This is a genomic window from Vibrio sp. QJM3NY_26, assembly GCF_057786005.1.
This window is the reverse complement of sequence record NZ_CM173515.1, coordinates 633219-654611: the sequence shown is the minus strand read 5'-3', so window position 1 is coordinate 654611 and position 21393 is coordinate 633219. Positions and strand designations below refer to the sequence as shown.

The 21393-nt window shown below is 44.2% G+C and carries 21 protein-coding genes; 3 read left to right on the top strand and 18 right to left on the bottom strand.

Annotated elements, in window-relative coordinates; all coding sequences use genetic code 11:
• Positions 1-7 precede the first annotated feature (7 nt).
• The 13 genes from rodZ to trmJ all read right to left on the bottom strand — a co-directional run bounded on the left by rodZ (position 8) and on the right by trmJ (position 11430).
• Positions 8-943 (bottom strand): cytoskeleton protein RodZ, encoded by a 936-nt coding sequence (gene rodZ, locus AC3CH4_RS02860; RefSeq protein WP_017084407.1) that lies wholly within the window; start codon positions 941-943, stop codon positions 8-10.
• A 440-nt stretch (positions 944-1383) separates the two neighbouring features.
• Entirely contained in the window at positions 1384-2526 is a 1143-nt protein-coding gene (rlmN, locus tag AC3CH4_RS02855; RefSeq protein WP_065206949.1) for a dual-specificity RNA methyltransferase RlmN, read from the bottom strand.
• Between the two features lie 293 nt (positions 2527-2819).
• Positions 2820-3254: a nucleoside-diphosphate kinase gene (gene ndk, locus AC3CH4_RS02850; RefSeq protein WP_004735101.1), complete on the bottom strand. Its 435-nt coding sequence runs from the start codon at positions 3252-3254 to the stop codon at positions 2820-2822.
• 106 nt (positions 3255-3360) lie between these two features.
• Entirely contained in the window at positions 3361-4656 is a 1296-nt protein-coding gene (gene pepB / locus AC3CH4_RS02845) for an aminopeptidase PepB (RefSeq protein ID WP_065606557.1), read from the bottom strand.
• 206 nt (positions 4657-4862) lie between these two features.
• Complete coding sequence (gene iscX / locus AC3CH4_RS02840) at positions 4863-5063, bottom strand: Fe-S cluster assembly protein IscX (RefSeq protein WP_004735099.1); 201 nt, start codon at positions 5061-5063, stop codon at positions 4863-4865.
• Between the two features lie 92 nt (positions 5064-5155).
• Complete coding sequence (fdx, locus tag AC3CH4_RS02835; RefSeq protein WP_004735098.1) at positions 5156-5494, bottom strand: ISC system 2Fe-2S type ferredoxin; 339 nt, start codon at positions 5492-5494, stop codon at positions 5156-5158.
• 20 nt (positions 5495-5514) lie between these two features.
• The gene (gene hscA / locus AC3CH4_RS02830) at positions 5515-7365 is read right to left on the bottom strand and encodes a Fe-S protein assembly chaperone HscA (protein ID WP_102457601.1); all 1851 of its coding nucleotides are present in this window, start codon (positions 7363-7365) and stop codon (positions 5515-5517) included.
• A gap of 22 nt (positions 7366-7387) precedes the next feature.
• Positions 7388-7903 carry a co-chaperone HscB gene (hscB, locus tag AC3CH4_RS02825; RefSeq protein ID WP_009848288.1) on the bottom strand — a complete coding sequence of 172 codons (516 nt, stop codon included), beginning with the start codon at positions 7901-7903 and terminating at the stop codon, positions 7388-7390.
• Between the two features lie 80 nt (positions 7904-7983).
• Positions 7984-8307 carry an iron-sulfur cluster assembly protein IscA gene (gene iscA / locus AC3CH4_RS02820; protein ID WP_004735095.1) on the bottom strand — a complete coding sequence of 108 codons (324 nt, stop codon included), beginning with the start codon at positions 8305-8307 and terminating at the stop codon, positions 7984-7986.
• Between the two features lie 103 nt (positions 8308-8410).
• A complete protein-coding gene (iscU, locus tag AC3CH4_RS02815; protein WP_004735094.1) occupies positions 8411-8788 on the bottom strand; it encodes a Fe-S cluster assembly scaffold IscU in 378 nt (125 codons plus the stop codon).
• A 33-nt stretch (positions 8789-8821) separates the two neighbouring features.
• A complete protein-coding gene (locus AC3CH4_RS02810; protein WP_488543260.1) occupies positions 8822-10036 on the bottom strand; it encodes an IscS subfamily cysteine desulfurase in 1215 nt (404 codons plus the stop codon).
• 27 nt (positions 10037-10063) lie between these two features.
• Positions 10064-10585, bottom strand: coding sequence for a Fe-S cluster assembly transcriptional regulator IscR (gene iscR, locus AC3CH4_RS02805; protein ID WP_017079865.1), 522 nt, complete (start codon positions 10583-10585; stop codon positions 10064-10066).
• Positions 10586-10701: 116 nt separating this feature from the next.
• Complete coding sequence (gene trmJ, locus AC3CH4_RS02800) at positions 10702-11430, bottom strand: tRNA (cytosine(32)/uridine(32)-2'-O)-methyltransferase TrmJ (protein WP_004735091.1); 729 nt, start codon at positions 11428-11430, stop codon at positions 10702-10704.
• 181 nt (positions 11431-11611) lie between these two features.
• Here trmJ and suhB point away from each other — a divergent pair, with 181 nt between their 5' ends.
• Positions 11612-12415: an inositol-1-monophosphatase gene (suhB, locus tag AC3CH4_RS02795; protein WP_004735090.1), complete on the top strand. Its 804-nt coding sequence runs from the start codon at positions 11612-11614 to the stop codon at positions 12413-12415.
• A 317-nt stretch (positions 12416-12732) separates the two neighbouring features.
• Here suhB and secF read toward each other — a convergent pair whose 3' ends face one another.
• The 5 genes from secF to queA form a co-directional block, all read right to left on the bottom strand.
• Positions 12733-13680 (bottom strand): protein translocase subunit SecF, encoded by a 948-nt coding sequence (gene secF, locus AC3CH4_RS02790; protein WP_004735089.1) that lies wholly within the window; start codon positions 13678-13680, stop codon positions 12733-12735.
• Positions 13681-13694: 14 nt separating this feature from the next.
• Positions 13695-15551, bottom strand: a complete 1857-nt coding sequence (gene secD / locus AC3CH4_RS02785) for a protein translocase subunit SecD (protein WP_004735088.1) — start codon at positions 15549-15551, stop codon at positions 13695-13697.
• Between the two features lie 20 nt (positions 15552-15571).
• Positions 15572-15901 carry a preprotein translocase subunit YajC gene (gene yajC, locus AC3CH4_RS02780; RefSeq protein ID WP_004735087.1) on the bottom strand — a complete coding sequence of 110 codons (330 nt, stop codon included), beginning with the start codon at positions 15899-15901 and terminating at the stop codon, positions 15572-15574.
• A gap of 111 nt (positions 15902-16012) precedes the next feature.
• Positions 16013-17149 carry a tRNA guanosine(34) transglycosylase Tgt gene (tgt, locus tag AC3CH4_RS02775; protein WP_004735086.1) on the bottom strand — a complete coding sequence of 379 codons (1137 nt, stop codon included), beginning with the start codon at positions 17147-17149 and terminating at the stop codon, positions 16013-16015.
• A gap of 194 nt (positions 17150-17343) precedes the next feature.
• Entirely contained in the window at positions 17344-18396 is a 1053-nt protein-coding gene (gene queA, locus AC3CH4_RS02770; protein ID WP_488543259.1) for a tRNA preQ1(34) S-adenosylmethionine ribosyltransferase-isomerase QueA, read from the bottom strand.
• 334 nt (positions 18397-18730) lie between these two features.
• On the opposite strand from queA, the gene AC3CH4_RS02765 reads away from it, so the two are divergent.
• The gene (locus AC3CH4_RS02765; RefSeq protein WP_017074102.1) at positions 18731-19174 is read left to right on the top strand and encodes a CBS domain-containing protein; all 444 of its coding nucleotides are present in this window, start codon (positions 18731-18733) and stop codon (positions 19172-19174) included.
• Positions 19175-19451: 277 nt separating this feature from the next.
• Entirely contained in the window at positions 19452-21392 is a 1941-nt protein-coding gene (locus tag AC3CH4_RS02760; RefSeq protein ID WP_065206953.1) for a HAMP domain-containing methyl-accepting chemotaxis protein, read from the top strand.
• The last annotated feature ends 1 nt before the right edge of the window (position 21393 follow it).

Sequence of the window (21393 nt, the reverse complement as noted above, 5' to 3'; positions counted from 1 at the left end):
ATTAACTCTAAGGTAAGGTTATTCTAGCTACTTTGCCTGAAGTATACCCAGAAAGGTCGACAGGTTCACTTGCAAATGTCATCGATACGCCTTCAGGCGCACCCAGAATCACTTTATATGGTGCAGTTCCAGAAAGATTTAATGTCTGGCCTGCTTTTTTAATGCCAGTAGATAACGTTTTGCCCGAAGCATCTTTCACTTGGATCCAGCAATCAGCAGAAAACTGCATCACTAGCTCGTTAACCACAGCTTCAGGCGCTACAGTCTCTGGTTCCGCAGTAACCGAAGCAACGTCTGCTGCTTCTGGTGCTTCTTCAATGACTTCAACAGGGTCAAGAGTTACTGAATCTTCAGCTGAACTCACTTCAGTAAGCTCATCAGAGTTTTCAGTAACAGGTGATGTCTCTGTGTTTTGTTCTGCTTCAATCACTTCTAATGAAGTCAGCTCAGGATCAAGCGACTCTTCTACCACTAGCTCTTCCGAGCTTTCAGTATTGGCTAAAGATTGAGATAAGGTGTCTTGCTGTTGATTCTGCCACCACCAAAGAGAGGAGATACCCACAATCACAGCAAAGATGCTCCAAGTAAGGAGCATAATACGGCTATTGTGCTTCTCGGTTTTAGTCTTACGAGAGAAGCTCAACATTTCTTGTTCTTGATGTTGGGCATCACCAGAATGATGAAGCGCGTTCAACACGACTTTTTCATCAAGATTGACGTATTTCGCGTATGAACGAATGTAACCACGCATAAAGGTGGCAACCTGATCTGACTCGAATTGGTTTTCTTCAATTTGCTGGATAAGCGTAACGCGTAGCTTCAAGCGATCAGAGATCTGCTTTTGTGTTAAACCAAGAGATTCTCGTTTATTTTTGAGCAGCGTTCCCGCTTCAATTGCTGGAGCGACAGTTTCTTGCGTTTGTGTTTCTTGTTCTGTGTTCATAGAGAGTGAACTTCTAAAGTATTATTGCAGGTTGATGAGAGCATTTTTTATTTTCGTTTAAGCTCAATCTTACAACCTACTATGTGGAATTTTTCCTGTCACCCGGTTCATCAACCCTTAAAGTAGAAAACCACACACTGTTGGTGAGCGACTTTCTCAGGAAGCTAGTTTATCAAGTAGCCAACCTAAATAGACACATTGACGATTATCGGGTAACAAGCGAGCACTTAAATTAATTTAAGATTATTTAATCATAAGCTAATGCCATTACAAGGCAAAAACACTTTCGACAAAATTTACCGTCAGCTCATGGTTTTGTCCAAAATTTAACGAAAAATGTAAGAAAGCGTGGGGAAAAAATCCAATTTTTGGAAATTCACCTTCCAGAAAAGCAACAAGCCAGAAGGAATCCTTCTGGCTTGTTTAGATCTAAATGGTATTTAAACCGCTTTTACTTGAATCACATCACCTGCGATTAAGTTGGCTTCAGAGGCGGCTTTCAGCATTTTAGTACGCTTGGTTCTATCAATAACATCACCAACCAACTGACCACATGCGGCATCAATATCATCGCCACGTGTTTTACGAACCGTTACTGTGTAGTTGTATTCCATCAGCGTTTTTTGGAAGCGATCAATACGAGAGTTGCTTGGCTTCTTGTAAGGCGAACCCGGATAAGGGTTGAATGGAATCAAGTTGATCTTACAAGGCGTATCTTTCATTAGCTCAGCAAGTTCACGAGCGTGGTCCATATCATCATTCACATGATCCAATAGAACGTACTCAACCGTTACTTTACCGCGGTTAGCATTTGAAGAAGCAATGTAACGACGAACCGATGCTAGGAAATCTTGGATATCCCAACGGTCGTTGATTGGCATGATTTGGCTACGTAGTGCATCGTTTGGTGCGTGTAGAGAAATCGCCAGAGCCACATCGATGTTGTCTGTCATCTGATCAAGACCAGAAACAACACCAGATGTTGATACTGTCACACGACGCTTAGACAGTGAGAATCCTAGATCATCAAGCATCAGCTCTAATGATGGAATTAGGTTCTTCATGTTAAGCAGAGGCTCCCCCATACCCATCATTACGACGTTAGTAATTGGACGACGACCCGTATCTTTCTCTAAACCGATTTCACGTGCAGCACGCCAGATTTGACCAACGATCTCTGAAACTTTCAGGTTACGGTTGAAGCCTTGTTGAGCCGTAGAGCAGAATTTACATTCTAGTGCACAACCAACCTGTGAAGATACACATAGCGTCGCACGGTCACCATCTGGGATGTATACCGTCTCAACGTCTTGGTCACCAACGCTCATCGCCCATTTAATGGTGCCATCTGCAGAGTGCTGAGCTTCAGAAACGATAGGTGCAACAATCTCACAGCGATGCAGCAGTTTCTCACGTAATTTTTTGTTGATGTTGTTCATTTGTTCGAAGTCATCGACACCGAAGTGATAAATCCACTTCATCACTTGCTCTGCTCGAAACGCTTTCTCATTCAGTTCTTCTGTGAAAAATTTACGAAGACCTTTACGATCAAAATCGAGTAGATTGACTTTAGCTGTGGTCATGATGCCTCTCAATGACGGAACAATAATTAAGGGCGCGAATTGTACAGGCTTTACGCAACTTCAACAAGCGCTGTAAAACCCTGTGTTTATTAAGACATTCAAAGTTAAGCGATTAAAATTTGAACAATTGTCTTGTTCGGTCTGAGAATAACCAATTTGAAGAAAAGATTACCGATTACGCTCCTCCGTCGCTCTCGGGAATGACGACTAAATAGATTATCGAGAATGCAAAGTCCACATACGAAAAAGGCTTCACCGAAGTGAAGCCTTTATTGATATTTGCTGTTGTCTGCTTATTCAGCTGGACGTGGGCAAATTTCAGATTCTGGGAAGAAGAATTCGATCTCGCGAGCTGCAGACTCAGGGCTGTCACTGCCGTGTACTGAGTTGTAACGCATGCTGATTGCGTAGTCAGCACGGATAGTGCCGCATGCCGCTTCTTCTGGGTTAGTTTTACCCATTAGTTCACGGTAACGAGCGATCGCATTTTCGCCTTCAAGTACTTGAACCATGATAGGACCAGAAGTCATGAACTCTTTTAGTGGTCCAAAGAACTCTTTACCTTCATGTTCTGCATAGAAGCCACTTGCTTGCGCTTCAGTAAGAGAAACCATTTTAGCGGCAATAATCTGTAGGCCTGCTTTTTCAATGCGGTGGTAGATTTCACCAACAAGGTTACGCTTAACTGCATCCGGCTTAACAATTGAGAACGTTCTTTCTAGAGCCATAGGGATTCCTTCACTTCATTTTTTTGTTATTAAATACTGAAATTACTAAGATCATTCGATCTGAGTTGATGAATAAGCGGTATCGAAATACCGCTCACTCTTATTATTATTTTGCTTGGTCGATAAGAAGACGAGCCAGTGTACGAACACCCATACCGGTCGCGCCTGCAGCCCACTTATCACTTGATGACTTACGGTAAGTACCCGCGCAGTCCATGTGAATCCAACCTTTTTTGTAGTCATCTACAAAGTAAGAAAGGAACGCAGCAGCGGTACTTGCACCCGGAGTGTAATCACCAGAGCTGATGTTTGAAAGATCAGCAAAATTTGAAGGCAACATGCCACGGTGGAAATCAGCAAGAGGCAATGGCCATAGGCCTTCTTTCTCTTGGTTTGCCGCCGTTAGTGCTTGGTGAGATAACTCATCATCGAAGCTCAATAGCGCGTGGTAGTCGTTACCCAGTGCGTTTTTAGCCGCGCCGGTTAGCGTTGCACAGTCGATGATCAGCTCAGGGTTTTGTGCACTTGCGTACATCAAACCATCAGCAAGAACCAAGCGACCTTCCGCATCGGTATTCATGATCTCAACCGTCTTACCATTTTTGTAAGTAATGATGTCGCCAAGCTTCAATGCACGACCAGAGATCATGTTCTCTGCACAACATAGAATAAGCTTAATACGCTTGTTCAGGCCGCGTTCAATCGCTAGACCTAAACCACCAGTAATAGTCGCCGCGCCGCCCATGTCAGCCTTCATTGCTGTCATGAATTGACCTGGCTTGATGCTGTAACCGCCTGAGTCGAAAGTGATACCTTTACCAACCAGACAAGCAAATACAGGTGCGTCTTCGTCACCGGTAGGGTTGAAGTCCAGTTGAAGCATTGCAGAAGTACGCTCAGAGCCGCGACCTACCGCGTAGATGCCTTCCCAACCTTCGGTTAGTAGGTCTTTGTCTTTAACGATTTTCGCTTTAACTGTGCCCGCAGGAGCTACTGACTTGATGTATTCCGCAGCCATCGTCGCTAATTGACGAGGTGCCACTTCTTCAGCGGTTTTGTTGATAATGTCACGAGTCCAATCAGTAGAGCGAATGCGAGCTTCTAGCTCAGCTTGATCGGTTTCTGAAAGTGTATCCCATTCCAATGCATTCTTTTTCTTTGGTCCACGGTAGCCTTGGTAAAAAGCCCAAACGCTTTCTAAATCCCACCCTTCACCGCTAAGTGAAACCAATGCGATACCTTGTCCGTCAAGCGTACGACCAGCACGTTGAACCGCCCCTAAGTCGTGGCCTTCACCAATGTGAATTGTCGCTCCCGCTTCAGAAAACGATAAAATAGCTCTTGCTCCCCACTGAGGCTGGGCAGCTTCTTGACTTAAAAATACTGACATCTGTGTAGACATGATTTCTCCTTGTCATGAACCACCTTGAGTGTGTGGTTCTGATTATTTTTTATTAGCGGACTGATGTTAGCATTATGTAGGAGAAAAATGTCATTTTGATAAAAAAACGGACCATAAGGTCCGCTTTTTTTAGTAAGAATTGTTAACTTGGCTGTATTTTATATTGGATAAATTCCAACCAACGGCCAAATTATAGAACAAGAGGGCTAGTCCATCTCATCCATCCAGCACAAAATAATGGCCTCTAGAATTTTCTCATTCGAGTGATTCGGCTCATCATCAAAATCTTCAAGATCTAACACCCATTGATGCAAGTCCGTAAAACGCACGGTTTTAGGATCGGTATCTGGGTATAAATCACATAGTTCAATCGCAATATCTCGCGAATCAATCCATTTCAAGCTCATAACACTTCCTTATATTTATCAGCGACGATTTGTCATCTTCATGATTTATATTCTATGCCAGTTTTACTAACAGTTTTAGCCGAGCTGAGTTCTTAGTGCTCTTCAGAAGCTAGGTTCAATGTGTACTTTGGAATCTCAACAACCAGGTCAGTATCCGCCACTTTAGCTTGGCAACCAAGACGAGATTCCATTTCCAGACCCCATGCTTTATCAAGCATGTCGTCTTCTAGGTCATCACTTTCTTCTAATGAGTCGAAACCTTCACGAATCACAACGTGACATGTAGTACATGCACACGACTTTTCACATGCGTGTTCAATACCAATACCGGCCTTCAGTGCAACATCAAGAACCGTCTCACCAGTTTTTGCTTCTAAAACAGCGCCTTCTGGACATAGATCTTCGTGAGGTAAAACAATAATCTTTGGCATGTTTATCTATTCTCTAACTATTAAATATTATCGACTGACTGACCTGACAGTGCAGCTCGAATTGATTTATCCATACGACGAGAAGCAAAGTCTTGGCTCGCTTTGTCGGTATTCTTAATTTCTAGTTCAATGGCATCAGCATTATCGCCATTACGCACTTCGATCAGTGCTTCAATCGCTTGAACAAGTTGTTGTTTTCCTTGTTCATCAAGCAGCTCGTCACCATCGGCTTGCATTGCAGCAATAAGGCCTTCGATAACACGATCCGCTTCTACGCGTTGCTCAGCCAGAGCGCGCGCTTGCATGTCTTCTTTTGCAAACGTCATCGAATCTTTCAGCATGCTAGCCACTTCGTTGTCACTTAGACCGTAAGAAGGCTTAACTTGGATTTCAGCTTGAACGCCAGTGCTCTTCTCCATCGCGGTAACCGATAACAGGCCATCAGCATCCACTTGGTAAGTGACACGAATATGCGCAGCACCTGCTGTCATTGGCGGAATGCCTTTCAGAGCAAATCGAGCCAGTGAACGACAGTCGTCGACCATTTCACGCTCACCTTGCACGGTGTGCACTGTCATTGCAGTTTGACCGTCTTTGAACGTGGTAAATTCTTGTGCGCGAGCAACAGGGATCGTGGTATTACGTGGAATGATCTTTTCGACCAAGCCACCCATAGTTTCGATACCTAAGGAAAGTGGGATAACATCTAGAAGTAGCATCTCAGAGTCAGGCTTGTTGCCAACTAAGATATCCGCTTGAATCGACGCACCAATCGCAACCACTTCATCAGGGTTAATGCTGGTTAATGGCGTACGACCAAAGAAGCCACCCACCATTTCACGGACAAGTAAGGTACGAGTTGAACCACCAACCATAACCACTTCCAGAACTTCGTCCGCGTCAACTTCAGCATCTTTCAGTGCGCGACGGCACGAAAGTAGCGTTTTCTTAACTAGTGGCTTGATGAGCTCTTCGAACTCTTCACGAGTTAATGAACCAGACCAACCTAGTACATCAACATCAACACTTTCAGCTTCAGATAAGCCAATCTTCGCTTCTGTTGCTGCGTCTAGAAGAATACGGTTCTGTTCTGCCGTTAGCTCTGATAAGCCCATTTGCGCTTGGAAATGTTCTGCAATCAAATGGTCAAAATCGTCGCCGCCTAATGCAGAGTCACCACCGGTTGCTAGAACTTCAAAGACACCTTTAGATAGGCGTAGGATAGAGATATCAAACGTACCACCACCCAAGTCATAAACGGCAATCACGCCTTCTTTACCTGAATCCAGACCGTAAGCAATCGCAGCGGCAGTAGGTTCATTAAGAAGGCGTAACACGTGAAGACCAGCAAGTTGCGCCGCGTCTTTCGTACCTGCACGCTGTGCATCATCAAAGTACGCAGGAACGGTAATCACTGCACCAGATAGCTCGCCACCTAGTGTTGACTCAGCACGTTGACCTAGCGCTCGCAGAATGTCTGCTGATACTTGAATTGGGTTCTTGTTGCCTTGCTCTGTGCGAATCACAGGCAAACCATTATCACTTTCTTCAAACTGATATGGCAGAGACGGGTATCGCTGTTGAATATCTGACAGTGAACGACCGATTAATCGCTTAACTGAGATAATGGTATTTTTAGGATCAGTCTGTGCATTTGCACGCGCTTCATCACCAGTCGTATAAGATTCCGATTGGTAGTGAACAACTGAAGGTAAAATGCTTCGACCTTGTTGATCAACGAGTGTACTCGCCTCGCCACTGCGTACTGCAGCAACCAACGAGTTTGTTGTACCTAAATCAATACCCACAGCAAGCTTATGCTGGTGAGGAGCGGCGCTTTGCCCTGGTTCTGCAATCTGAAGTAGTGCCATGGAGGTGTCCTTGTTATACAAACTAGCCGATCAAACGATCTTCAACTAATTCGATTTCATTCTTTAATTTTGCAATAAACTTAAGCTTTCTTACTCGGTCTGCAGCTTCAAGCCAAGCTTCGCTTTCGAGTTCTTGTTGGATAGCGCTTAATTGTTGTTTATACATTTTGCTAACCTTGCCTTCAAATGCAAATAGCGCATCTTCGGGATCAGAACTGTCTGCGATGTCTTCTAGCTCTTCACGCAATTCCATCTGCTCCATCAGGAACATCGGATCTTGCATGGTCTGTTGTTCGCCACGAATGTCTTCGCCGTGTTGAACCAGCAGGTATTCTGCTCGGCTAATTGGATTCTTCAATACCTGGTACGCATCATTGATTTGTGCTGCTTTTTGCACGGCTAATAAGCGATCTCGCTCAGAAGCTATCGCAAATTTATCAGGATGGAATTGGCGTTGCAGATCTCTAAACTGAGAAGAAAGAAGGCTACCATCCAGTTGAAACTGAAGTGGTAGCCCAAATAATTCGAAATGATTCATGTAAAGGTGGTCCTAAGTTTAGGCTCTTTGTTCAGAGCCTAATTTTATTCTTCGCTTACAACGCTTAACGATTCAAGCGTTTAAACATTGAAGCTCTCACCACAACCACATTCGCCTTTCGCGTTCGGGTTGTTGAATTCAAAACCTTCGTTTAGGCCTTCTTTTACATAATCAAGCTCAGTACCATCTAGGTATACTAGGCTCTTTGGATCAATGATGACCTTAACACCTGAATGCTCAAACACTTCGTCTTCTTCGTTAAGCTCGTCAACGAATTCCAGTACATACGCCATACCCGAACAGCCAGTAGTTTTTACTGCTAAGCGTAATCCGAGACCTTTACCACGGTTATCTAGGAAAGCTTGAACTCGGCTTGCTGCCGTATCTGTCATGGTGATGGCCATACTACAACCTTGTGTTTTATATAAATTGAGAACTCAGGTGGGAGCACAAAGGGTGCTCCCAAATATTACTTATTTTGTCGACGTAATTACGGTATTGAAGCGATTAGTGCTTCTTTTTGTAATCCGCAACAGCTGCTTTGATTGCATCTTCAGCAAGAATTGAACAGTGAACTTTCACTGGTGGCAACTCAAGCTCTTCTGCGATTTCAGAGTTTTTAATAGCAGCTGCTTCATCAATACTTTTACCTTTAACCCACTCTGTAACCAGTGAACTAGAAGCGATTGCGCTACCGCAACCGTAAGTCTTGAATTTTGCGTCTTCAATAATGCCTTCTGCAGATACTTTGATTTGCAGTTTCATTACGTCACCACAAGCCGGTGCGCCAACCATGCCGCTACCTACACTTGGGTCTTCTTTATCAAACGAACCTACGTTACGTGGGTTTTCGTAGTGATCAATTACTTTTTCGCTATATGCCATGATAGTTACCTCGAATCCTCTATTTCCGTGAGATTAGTGATGAGCCCACTCAACAGTGTTCAAATCAATCCCTTCTTTATACATATCCCATAGAGGAGACATGTCGCGTAATTTGTTTACCGCTACACGGATTTGTGCAATCGCGTAGTCGATTTCTTCTTCCGTTGTGAAACGGCCGAATGAGAAACGTACTGAGCTGTGTGCCAGTTCATCGTTTAGACCAAGAGCACGTAGAACGTATGAAGGCTCTAGGCTTGCTGATGTACATGCTGAACCCGATGATACTGCTAGGTCTTTTAGAGACATAAGCAGAGACTCACCTTCAACGAAAGCGAAGCTCACGTTTAGGTTGTGTGGTACACGTTGGTCTAAGTCGCCGTTTACGGTTACTGCTTCTAGATCCTGAACACCTTTCAATAGGCGCTCACGAAGTGCTAGTGCGTGATCGTAATCTTTCTGCATATCTTGTTTAGCGATAGCAAACGCTTCGCCCATACCCACGATTTGGTGAGTAGCAAGAGTACCAGAACGGAAACCACGTTCATGGCCGCCACCGTGCATTTGCGCTTCAAGGCGAATACGTGGCTTACGACGAACGTACAAAGCGCCGATGCCTTTAGGGCCGTATGCTTTGTGTGCAGACATAGAGATAAGATCAACTTTCGTCTCTTTTACGTCTAGTAGGATTTTACCCGCAGACTGCGCCGCATCAACGTGGAAGATGATCTTGCGTGCACGACATAATTCGCCGATTGCACCGATATCTTGGATTACACCAATCTCGTTGTTTACGTGCATGATAGAAACTAGAACAGTATCTTCACGCATTGCAGCTTGTAGCTTGTCTAGATCAATGATGCCGTTTGATTCTGGATCAAGGTATGTAACCTCAAAACCTTCACGCTCTAGTTGGCGACATGGATCAAGAACCGCTTTGTGTTCTGTTTTACACGTGATTACGTGCTTACCTTTCTTCTCGTAAAAGTGCGCTGCACCTTTGATAGCAAGGTTGTCTGACTCTGTAGCACCTGACGTGAAAACAATTTCACGTGGGTCTGCATTTAGTAGATCGGCAATTTGCTCACGAGCATTATCTACTGATTCTTCTGCCTGCCAGCCGTAACGGTGTGAACGAGATGCAGGGTTACCGAAGTTACCGTCCATCGTCATGCACTGAACCATTTTTTCAGCAACACGTGGATCGACTGGGCATGTAGCTGAATAGTCAAAGTAAATAGGCAGTTTCATTTTCTACTCCAATGTAAAAACTGACCGCTAAGAGCGGGCATTAACACCGTGAGGTGCTGCACTAATCGTTGTAGTGCTCGTATTTTTATGTGCAAAACCATTATTAACCGCAAGATCGATATCTTGACGATCAGAAATCTGTAAAACTTCGTTATCTTTCATTAGCTCACCGAGCGTAATGTCGTTTAAGAAGCTGCTGATTCGGGAGCTTAAATCACGCCATAAAGTGTGAGTTAAACAACGACTACCACCTTGGCAGTCTGCTCGACCGTGACACTTAGTTGCGTCCACTGATTCGTCTACTGCAGCAATCACAGTTCCGACAGCGATGTCGCTCGCTTCAGCACCTAAACGGTAACCACCGCCAGGACCACGAACACTAGCAACTAAGCCAGCTTTACGTAACTTAGAAAATAGTTGTTCTAAGTAAGATAACGAGATGCCTTGTCGCTCTGAAATGTCAGCCAGAGGTACTGGGCTCTTTTGCGAATGCAGTGCTACATCTAGCATAGCTGTTACCGCATATCTTCCTTTAGATGTAAGTTTCATATCACACCGTATCCACATTGTTTATGTGGTTGGAATTTTCCCATACCCGACTAAATTGGTCAAGTATTTAGTTGACTATTTTAGTCAGGTATTCATCCCTACAAGCAGAGTGGGTTTTATTTGTCGTTTTTGCTCTTCTCAATTGAAGTCAAAATGCCACGTAGAGTATTGATCTCTTGCAGTTCAGGACGAGCTCGGCTGAACAGACGACGTAGCTTGTTCATCACCTGACCCGGTTTATCCTTAGAGATAAATTGGGTATCAATGATCACTTTTTCAAGGTGTTCATAGAACATTTCTAGTTCTTCGTGACGTGGGTACTCATCTTGTTGCTGTGGCTGATATTGGCTCGCAACCATATCAAGGTGTGCCACGCGAACTTCATAGCTTAGCGTTTGCACAGCCATCGCTAGGTTCAATGAACTGTACTCAGGGTTGGCTGGGATACATACATGGAAGTGGCACTTCTGAAGCTCATCGTTAGTCAAGCCAGTGCGCTCACGGCCGAAGACTAATGCGACTGGGTGCTTTTGACCTTCAACGGCAAACTTTTGTCCGCATTCACGAGGCTCTAGCATTGGCCATTCAAGCGTTCTTGAACGTGCACTTGAACCGACCACCAAACCACAGTCTTTTACTGCTTCATCCAATGTAGACACAATGGTCGCGTTTTCTGCGATGTCACCCGCACCCGCAGCCAGTGCTAAGGTCTGCTCGTCAACTTCACATTGAGGGTCTACAAGAACTAATTGACTCAAACCCATCACTTTCATTGCGCGAGCTGCTGATCCGATATTCCCTGAATGAGACGTACCAACCAGAACGACTTTTACATTGTCTAACATGCTATATGACACCACTTTAAAAATAATCGCGAGATATTAACACATAGCAAAGTAAAATGGTCAGACCCTTCTCGGAATGTGAAACTAAGAGTTCAAAAAATAACCACTTCCCTTTTGGGGAAACTTTGGTATACTCGCCGCCGCTTTAAATTGTTCTTTAACATCTTGTGGGAAAAACCATATGCATCCAATGCTAAACATTGCGATACGCGCTGCGCGTAAAGCTGGCAACCATATTGCTAAATCTCTAGAAACAACTGATAAGATCGAATCGTCTCTAAAAGGTAACAACGATTACGTTACTAACATTGCTCAAGAAGCTGAGTACATGATTATTGAGACAATCAAATCATCTTACCCAGAGCACAGCATTATTTCTGAAGAGTCAGGCCTGACTGAAGGTAAAGATTCTGACGTACAATGGATCGTTGACCCACTAGATGGCACCAACAACTTTGTAAAAGGTTTCCCTCACTTCTCTGTATCTATTGCTGTTCGTATGAACGGTCGTACAGAAGTTGCTTGTGTTTATGACCCAATGCTAAACGAGCTATTCACAGCTCAACGTGGCTCTGGTGCTCAACTTAACAACGCTCGTATGCGTGTTACTCAACTTAAAGACCTTCAAGGTACTGTTCTAGCGACTGGTTTCCCATTCAAGCAAAAACAACACTCTGAATCTTTCATGAAGATCATCTCTGGTCTATTCGTTGATTGTGCAGACTTCCGTCGTACTGGCTCTCCAGCACTTGACCTATGTTACCTAGCGGCTGGCCGTGTTGACGGCTACCTAGAACTAGGCCTTAAGCCATGGGATCTAGCAGCTGGCGATCTAATCGCTCGTGAAGCTGGCGCTATCATGACTGACTTTGCTGGCGGTACTGATTACATGACGTCTGGTAATGTTGTTGCTTCAAGCGCACGTGGTGTTAAGTCTATTCTTAAGCACGTTCGTGAGAACTCTAACGAAGGTATGCTGAAGTAATTCAGACCTACGTTAATGCTCTTTAGTTAAGAGCTGAAGATTTTCAAAGCCTCGCTATTGCGGGGCTTTTTTGTATCTGCGATACGAGATACGAGATACGAGATACGAGATACGAGCAAGATGGCGGTTAGTTAAAGTGAACACCAATCACTTATCCCGTAAGTTGCATTTGAGTCACCACTCAAGCGGCATTTACGGAATGATACATACTGCAAAGCCCCATCGAGAATAGAAGCTTACCTATGAAGTACAGACATAAAAAAACCGCTAGTTGCCTAGCGGTTTTTTTGGTTCAGCGAAAATTGTTAAGCCAAGGCCTAAGGCATCTCGTCAAACTCTTCACCTTCTTTATCCACTTGTGGTGGCATTAGGTGTTCACGCGTAATACCCAACTTCATAGCGAGTGCAGATGCAACGTAGATAGAAGAATAAGTACCAACGGTAATACCCAATAGAAGTGCAGTCGCGAAGCCGTGAATCATAGCACCGCCCTGAGCGAACAGCGCGATAACTACGAACAACGTTGTACCAGAAGTAATCAAGGTACGGCTCAATGTTTGTGTGATTGAGCTGTTCAGTACTTCGGGTGCTTCACCCTTACGCATCTTACGGAAGTTCTCACGAATACGGTCAAATACGACTATGGTATCGTTGAGGGAGTAACCGACGACCGTTAGCAAGGCTGCTACGATGGTAAGATCCACCTCAATTTGCATTAGAGAGAACACACCCAGAGTGATGATAACGTCGTGCGCCAGTGCTAGTACTGCACCTGCTGCCAAACGCCATTCGAATCGCACTGACACATAGATCAAGATACAGATCAGAGAAACAAGGATAGCAAGGCCACCCGCTTCTGTTAGCTCGTCACCCACATTAGGGCCAACGAACTCGATACGACGCATCTCAACTTGCTCACCAGTACCATCTTTAATTGCAGACAGGATCTGGTTACCAAGCGTTTCGCCAGCAACACCGTCACGTGGACGTAAACGAACCATGACCTCACGTGCAGAACCAAAGTTCTGTACCGTTGCATCACCGAAACCTTCCGCTTCTAGTGCACTACGGATATCAGGTAGGTTTGCTGGTTGCTCAAAACCCACTTCAATCAGAGTACCACCGGTAAAATCTAGACCCCAATTCAACGATTTCGTTGTTAAGGTAAAGATGGCAGTACCAATCATCAAGATTGAGAATAAAAAGGCAACCTTTGACCAACGCATAAAGTCGATCATTTTTTCTGCTTTTAGAATCTGAAACATATTAATTCCTAGCCTTAGATCGACAGTTTCTTAACGCGTTTGCCGCCATACATCAGATTCACGATACAACGTGTTCCGACAATAGCTGTAAACATTGAAGTTAAGATACCGATAGACAGCGTTACCGCGAAGCCTTTAATTGCACCTGTACCTACAGCAAATAGAATAATTGCTGTCAGTAGTGTGGTGATATTGGCATCGGCGATGGTGCTAAATGCGTTTGCATAACCTTGGTGAATCGCTTGTTGTGGACTGCGTCCATCTCGAAGTTCTTCACGTATACGCTCAAAGATAAGTACGTTGGCATCGACCGCCATACCAACCGTCAATACGATACCGGCAATACCTGGCAGAGTCATAGTAGCCCCCGGGATCATCGACATCACACCGATAATCAACACCAAGTTAGCCATCAGAGCAACGTTCGCAATCAAACCGAAAGTACGGTAGTAAAGCAGAGTAAACAACATTACTGCAGCCATACCCCAAACCATCGCCATGATACCCATATCGATGTTTTGTTGACCCATAGATGGACCAATCGTACGTTCTTCTACAATCGAGATAGGTGCAATCAATGCACCAGCACGTAGTAAAAGTGCCAAGTTATGAGCTTCAGCCGTTGAGTCGATACCCGTAATACGGAAGTTACGACCTAGCGCAGATTGAATCGTCGCTTGGTTGATCACTTCTTCGTGCTTACTTAAGATCACTCGACCTTCTGGTGTTTTACGACCGCTGTCTTTGTACTCTGCAAATACCGTAGCCATAAGCTTACCGATATTCTGACGAGAGAATGTAGACATCTTGCTACCACCTTCGCTGTCTAGCGAGATGTTAACTTGTGGGCGACCATATTCATCAACACTTGAGCTTGCATCAGTAATACTTGAACCGCCTAGAATAACGCGCTTCTTAAGTACCACAGGGCGACCATCACGATCTTGCTTGATTTCGCTACCCGCAGGGGCACGACCAGAAGCGGCAGCGGCTAAGTCAGCACTACTATCAACTTCACGGAACTCAAGTGTCGCCGTTGCACCAAGAATTTCTTTAGCGCGCGCCGTGTCTTGAACACCAGGCAATTCCACTACGATACGGCTAGCACCTTGACGTTGAACCAAAGGTTCAGCAACACCAAGTTCGTTAACACGGTTACGTAAAATGGTAATGTTTTGCTCTACTGCATAGTTACGGATTTCTTGAAGACGAGCATCTGTAAAACGAGCAACCAAAGAAAAACGACCATTAGATTCTGAATCTACGAACGTCATATCTTGGTGCTTAGATTGCAGTAGCGATTTCGCTTCAGCAAGCTGCTCTTCGTTACGTAGAATCACTTCAACTGCATCTTTACCCGATGGGCGAATAGCACGGTAACGAATTTTTTCTTCACGAAGTTCACTACGGAAGGCTTCTTCTTGTTGGCCAACTAGCTTTTGCATCGCAGCATCCATATCCACTTCCATTAAGAAGTGAACACCACCACGTAGATCAAGACCCAGTTTCATTGGTGCAGCACCAATAGATTCAAGCCAATCAGGAGTTGAAGCCGCAAGGTTTAAAGCAACGATAACATCATCACCTAGTGCTTCTGTGATGATATCACGGGCACTAATTTGCGTATCTGTATCGTTAAAGCGAACAAGAATGGAACCGTTTTCTAGAGCAACGGATTTAGTAGAAAGGTTCTCTGCTTCCAGAGCATTGGTGACAGCATCCAGCGTAGACAGATCTACAGAGGCGCCACGCGCCCCTGTAACTTGAACTGCCGGATCTTCACCGTATATATTCGGAAGTGCGTACAACGCGGCGATAGCGATGGCAAACACCACCATCAAATACTTCCATAACGGATAACGGTTTAGCACAGCGAGGATCCTCTAGCTGTTTATAGTGATTTCAGAGTACCTTTTGGTAGCACTGCTGTAACGAAGTCTTTCTTGATAACAACTTCGTTGTTTGCGTTCAGTTCGATAGCAACGTAGTCGCTGTCTTCTGCAATCTTAGTAATCTTACCGATTAGACCGCCGCTTGTTAGAACTTCATCGCCTTTGCCCATAGAAGACATAAGGCTCTTATGCTCTTTTACGCGCTTAGCTTGTGGACGGTAGATCATGAAGTAGAAGATCACAGCGAACATACCTAGCATGATAAGCATTTCGAAACCGCCGCCTGCTGGTGCACCTTCTACTGCTGCGTGAGCTTGAGAAATAAACATTAAAAACATCCTCTATTATATTTTGGTAATTGTTTGTCTAATTGGGTTGTATCCCTTTATTTTCAAGCCCCATCTCTAGGAATAGAGATGGGGCTCGCAAAAAAAGAAATACTAAGATTCTTTACCTAACGGTGGCACTTCACGCCCCATTCTTGCGTAGAACTCAGCAACGAACTCTTCAAAACGGTCTTCATCAATAGATTGACGAATGTCTGACATAATTCGTTGGTAGAAACGCAGGTTATGAATCGTGTTCAGTCGAGCACCTAGGATTTCGTTACAACGATCCAAATGATGCAAGTACGACTTGCTGTAGTTCTTACAAGTGTAACAGTCACAATCTGAATCTAGTGGTGTTGTATCCGTTTTATGCTTCGCATTACGGATCTTGATCACACCTTCAGTGACAAACAGGTGGCCATTACGTGCATTTCGCGTTGGCATTACACAGTCAAACATGTCGATACCGCGACGAACACCTTCAACCAAGTCTTCAGGTTTGCCTACGCCCATTAGGTAACGTGGCTTATCTTCAGGCAGTTGAGGGCATGTGTGCTCAAGAATACGGTGCATGTCTTCTTTTGGTTCGCCTACTGCTAGGCCGCCAACAGCGTAACCGTCAAAACCAATTTCTGTTAAGCCTTTAACGGATACATCACGAAGGTCTTCGTATACGCCACCTTGAACGATACCGAATAGTGAGTTCGGGTTTTCTTGCTTGTCAAAGTGATTGCGTGAACGCTGAGCCCAACGAAGAGACATCTCCATTGAGTCTTTAGCTTCTTTATGCGTTGCAGGGTAAGGCGTACATTCGTCAAAGATCATTACGATGTCTGAGCCTAGATCCTTTTGGATTTCCATCGACTTTTCAGCGTCCATGAAGATCTTGTCACCGTTTACAGGGTTACGGAAGTGAACACCCTCTTCAGTGATTTTACGCGTCGCACCTAGGCTGAATACTTGGAAACCGCCTGAATCAGTCAGGATAGGTCCTTTCCAGTTCATGAAATCGTGCAAGTCACCGTGCAGTTTCATGATCTCTTGACCAGGGCGTAACCATAGGTGGAACGTATTACCTAGCAAGATTTCAGCACCTGTGTCTTTCACTTCTTCAGGAGTCATGCCTTTAACCGTACCGTAAGTACCTACAGGCATGAATGCTGGTGTTTCAACGCTACCGCGTTCAAACTGAAGTTGACCACGACGTGCGCCGCTGTTTGTTTTTTTAAGTTCGTATTTTAATTTCACGAAGCCTCCAATATGCCAGAGAAACAATCTGACTGATAATTCAGAACCTTAAGCTAAACATAAGTTCAATCTAGCGAGTTCTATGAGGAGCGGTCGCGTATTCCTTGCGAGAGATTAGACAGACACCCTGCCCGACTCCTAGCTTACTGCTAGCACCCGTAAATTCTGCTTATATCGTTTATAACCAGCTAAAATTAGCTCGTTTTCTTATTGATGAACATCGCATCACCGTAGCTGAAGAAACGGTATTCGCTCTTCACTGCGTAATCGTATGCGCCCATCACATTGTCATAACCAGCAAATGCACTCACCAACATGATCAGTGTTGATTCTGGTAAGTGGAAATTGGTAATCAAGCAATCCACCAACTGGTATTCATAACCAGGGAAGATGAAGATTTCTGTGTCACCAAAGAAAGGAACTAACTCAGTGCCATTTTTCAATGCATCTTGAGCCGCACTTTCTAGTGAACGCACAGAGGTTGTACCGACAGCGATAATGCGTCCGCCGCGAGCTTTTGCTGCTGCAACGGCATCAACCACTTCTTGCGGTACTTCAACGTACTCTGCGTGCATGTGGTGATCGTTGATATTATCTACTTTTACCGGCTGGAACGTGCCAGCACCAACGTGAAGCGTCACGTAAGCAAACTCGACACCTTTTTCTTTCATGCCAGCCATGAGCTTGTCATCAAAGTGAAGACCTGCTGTTGGCGCTGCAACCGCACCCGGCTTTTCATTATAGACAGTCTGGTAGCGCTCTTTATCTGCATCTTCATCAGGACGATCGATGTAAGGAGGCAGTGGCATGTGACCAACGCTGTTAAGAATCTCTAGAACGCTTTGATCGGATGTGAAATGGATTTCAAACAACGCATCATGACGCGCTACCATTTCAGCTTCATACTCATCGTTCTCACCAAGGAACAACTTAGTGCCCGGCTTCGGTGATTTAGAGCAACGAACATGCGCAAGAATGCTTTTCTCATCGAGCATACGCTCCACTAGCACTTCAAGCTTACCGCCTGAGGCCTTGCGACCGAATACTCGAGCAGGAATCACGCGAGTGTTATTAAAAACAACAAGATCGCCTGGCTCAACCAAGTCTAAAACGTCTTTAAACGAACCATCAGCTAGGTTACCGCTATTGCCATCTAATTTAAGCAGGCGGCTTGCTGTGCGCTCCTCTTGAGGGTAGCGAGCAATGAGTTCATCTGGTAGGTCAAAGTGAAAATCTGAAACTTGCATGTTTGTAGTCTTGTCTTAGTTGATGAGATTTGTGCTGTTGACGAATAATAAATCATGGTTGCAGATCAATCGTTACGGTAAGTCAATCGTTACCAGAAACACATCACAAACACGACTAAAAATTTCGCAGTGGGCTAGTATAGGCACACGAGCCGCAATAGCAAGGTTTACAGCACTGGATTATTGTAAAGAGGCGTAAAATAATGCTACTGATTCACCTCCTCAAAATAAAGAATTAGTTGCATAAAACTCACCCAAGAATGCGTCAGATCTCAGTTATTTTTTGGATAAAAAACTATAGTAATAGCAACAAATAAAAAAGAAGGAGGTTCGTATGATCAAGGTTGAAGATATGATGACTCGCAACCCTCATACCCTATTGCGCTCACACTCACTGGCCGATGCTAAGCACATGATGGAAGCGCTTGATATCCGCCACATCCCAGTTGTTGATGCCGACAGAAAACTATTAGGCGTCGTCACACAACGAGACGTTCTTGCCGCTCAAGAGTCTAGCCTGCAAAACATCCCACAAGCTCAATCATTTACTCTTGCTACACCGCTCAACGACATCATGCACAAAAGCGTAATGTCTGTAGAACCACGAGCAGGATTGAAAGAATCAGCTGTTTATATGCAGAAACACAAAGTGGGCTGTTTGCCTGTCGTAGATGATCACGAATTAGTAGGTATTATCACCGACAGTGATTTCGTCACGATAGCGATCAACTTACTCGAACTACAAGAAGAAGTAGAACCGGAAGAAGTAGAAGGTTAATCAAGGTTGTTTTACCCGCTAACCCCCTAGAGCCTTTCAATCCAAGGCTCTTTACATGCCCCAACTCTCACATATTCACTGTGAAACTCACCACACCCTTCATTTCTTCTTAGAGACCTGTTCCAAAAAAATGAGCATCTCAACAAACCTATCTGACTTATTGTTCTTACATATGAGAATGTAAGACTCTAATTAGATTTATTGATATATCTATCGTTTGGATAATGTAAAAATTTGTTAACAATAAAAACAAACTGCCTTTCTGGGAATGATACTTATGAGTTTAAAGAAATTGCTGTCCTTGGGTTTTGGCGTGATTCTTGCGCTAATTTTGGTTATTTCAGTCGTTGCTTCATTGCGCTTTTATCAATCTAGTCATGGGTTTAATACCTATCGTTCTCTTGCATTAACCAGTGTATCCACTGGCCGAATCCAAGCCAACATATTGGAAGCTCGTTTATCTGCATTAAAATATATAAAGAACCCTGTTGCATCGCATGCTTCGGAGCTCAATAAGCGCATCACAACATCAATTCAGTTGATTGACGAAGTATTGGACGCTCATATCGACGACCTACATAAAAATGAGTTTTTAGCGATAGAGAAGCAGCTTAAACAATACAGCCAAGGCTTTAACCAGGTTGTACAACTGGTCAATACTAGGAACAACTTAGTTAAAGAAAACTTGGATCCATCAGGTCTTAAGATGCGACAAGCAGTGACTAACTTGATGACGCAAGCTTCTGCTGAAGAAGATTTAGAAGTTGCTGTCAGTTCAGGGCAACTTCAACAACATGTGTTGTTATCACGATTGTATGCTTCTAAATTTTTGACTAGCAACAAAATAGAAGATGCTCAACGAGCTCAAAAAGAGTTTGCATCCGCCACATTTCTCGTAGAAACCATAGAATCTCAATTGATGTCAGCCGAGCAAATTCGTTACTTAGCTGATTTTAATAATGCCTTTAAAACCTACCGAGTCACTTTTTCAGAAGTTGTTAACACGATAAAGGAACGAAACAACATCGTTTCTGGAACCCTTGATATTGCAGGTAGCAATGCGGCGAAAACAATTGAAGAAATAAAGCTATCTACCAAGTCAAAACAAGACTCTGTCGGACCAAGCATGGTTGAACGATTTTCAAACGCTCAATTTATCTTAGGTGTGCTTTCAATTATTGTTATCGCGATTGCCCTTGGCATTGCCATCTCGATTTATCGTAGCGTCTGGAAAGTCGTAGGGGGAGAGCCTAGCGACATTCAAGCCATTGTAGAGGAAGTCGCTTCCGGTGACCTTTCAAAACAGATTCCAATAACAGGCAAAGAAACGGGTATATACGCAAACATTTTAGAGATGCGCCAAGAACTACGTCGTATCATCGATGGCTTCCACCAAATTTCAGACAATGTTTCAGCGGCTTCAGTCGAGTTAACGGCCGTGATGAGTCAAACAGAAGGGAACGCTCAACAAGAACTGAGCCAAATGGAGCAAATAGCAACGGCCATCAATGAGCTTTCTAGTACTGCGAATGAGGTTAGCCATAATGCAGCTAGTGCTGAGAACGCGGCAACTGGTGCTACTTCCAATGTTAAAAAGGGCGGCGTTTCACTTGATGCCTCAGATGATATATCTCGCAAGGTTGAAGATTCAATCGAAGAGACATCAAATATCGTCAATCAACTGCAAGAGTACTCGGTAGAGATCGGTACTGTTATTGAAGTGATCAACTCCATCTCTGAGCAAACGAACTTGCTAGCACTCAACGCAGCCATTGAGGCTGCACGAGCTGGTGAGCAAGGGCGTGGTTTTGCTGTCGTTGCTGATGAAGTTCGTTCTCTGGCGGCTAAAACACAACAATCAACTGTCGATATTCAAGAGATAATCTCTCGACTTCAAGCACAAGCAAAAGATGCCAACCAGTTCATGCAATCTAACCTATCGTTAGCCGTAGAGTCGCGTCATTACAGCGAACAGCTTAGAACGGCATTCGCATCAATAACGGAGTCTGTTGGCCTGATTTCAGATATGAATACACAAGTAGCAACAGCATCTGAAGAGCAATCAGGAGTCACACAGGATATTTCACAAAATGTTTCTTTGACCTTTGATATCGTTCACCAAAATGTTTCAGGAATTGAGCAGAGCAAACAAGCGAGTGAAGAGCTATCTTCATTAGCGGTGAAACAAAAAGACTTACTGAGCTTTTTCAAAATCTAAC

Bases quoted from the DNA above. Each gene is read 5' to 3' on its own strand.
- ndk (WP_004735101.1), bottom strand. From the start codon at position 3,254: ATGGCTCTAGAAAGAACGTTCTCAATTGTTAAGCCGGATGCAGTTAAG.
- fdx (WP_004735098.1), bottom strand. From the start codon at position 5,494: ATGCCAAAGATTATTGTTTTACCTCACGAAGATCTATGTCCAGAAGGC.
- hscA (WP_102457601.1), bottom strand. From the start codon at position 7,365: ATGGCACTACTTCAGATTGCAGAACCAGGGCAAAGCGCCGCTCCTCAC.
- iscX (WP_004735099.1), bottom strand. From the start codon at position 5,063: ATGAGCTTGAAATGGATTGATTCGCGAGATATTGCGATTGAACTATGT.
- AC3CH4_RS02765 (WP_017074102.1), top strand. From the start codon at position 18,731: ATGATCAAGGTTGAAGATATGATGACTCGCAACCCTCATACCCTATTG.
- iscA (WP_004735095.1), bottom strand. From the start codon at position 8,307: ATGGCCATCACCATGACAGATACGGCAGCAAGCCGAGTTCAAGCTTTC.
- pepB (WP_065606557.1), bottom strand. From the start codon at position 4,656: ATGTCTACACAGATGTCAGTATTTTTAAGTCAAGAAGCTGCCCAGCCT.
- AC3CH4_RS02760 (WP_065206953.1), top strand. From the start codon at position 19,452: ATGAGTTTAAAGAAATTGCTGTCCTTGGGTTTTGGCGTGATTCTTGCG.
- rodZ (WP_017084407.1), bottom strand. From the start codon at position 943: ATGAACACAGAACAAGAAACACAAACGCAAGAAACTGTCGCTCCAGCA.
- secF (WP_004735089.1), bottom strand. From the start codon at position 13,680: ATGTTTCAGATTCTAAAAGCAGAAAAAATGATCGACTTTATGCGTTGG.
- iscR (WP_017079865.1), bottom strand. From the start codon at position 10,585: ATGAAACTTACATCTAAAGGAAGATATGCGGTAACAGCTATGCTAGAT.
- yajC (WP_004735087.1), bottom strand. From the start codon at position 15,901: ATGTTTATTTCTCAAGCTCACGCAGCAGTAGAAGGTGCACCAGCAGGC.
- hscB (WP_009848288.1), bottom strand. From the start codon at position 7,903: ATGAATCATTTCGAATTATTTGGGCTACCACTTCAGTTTCAACTGGAT.
- iscU (WP_004735094.1), bottom strand. From the start codon at position 8,788: ATGGCATATAGCGAAAAAGTAATTGATCACTACGAAAACCCACGTAAC.
- queA (WP_488543259.1), bottom strand. From the start codon at position 18,396: ATGCAAGTTTCAGATTTTCACTTTGACCTACCAGATGAACTCATTGCT.
- AC3CH4_RS02810 (WP_488543260.1), bottom strand. From the start codon at position 10,036: ATGAAACTGCCTATTTACTTTGACTATTCAGCTACATGCCCAGTCGAT.
- suhB (WP_004735090.1), top strand. From the start codon at position 11,612: ATGCATCCAATGCTAAACATTGCGATACGCGCTGCGCGTAAAGCTGGC.
- rlmN (WP_065206949.1), bottom strand. From the start codon at position 2,526: ATGACCACAGCTAAAGTCAATCTACTCGATTTTGATCGTAAAGGTCTT.
- trmJ (WP_004735091.1), bottom strand. From the start codon at position 11,430: ATGTTAGACAATGTAAAAGTCGTTCTGGTTGGTACGTCTCATTCAGGG.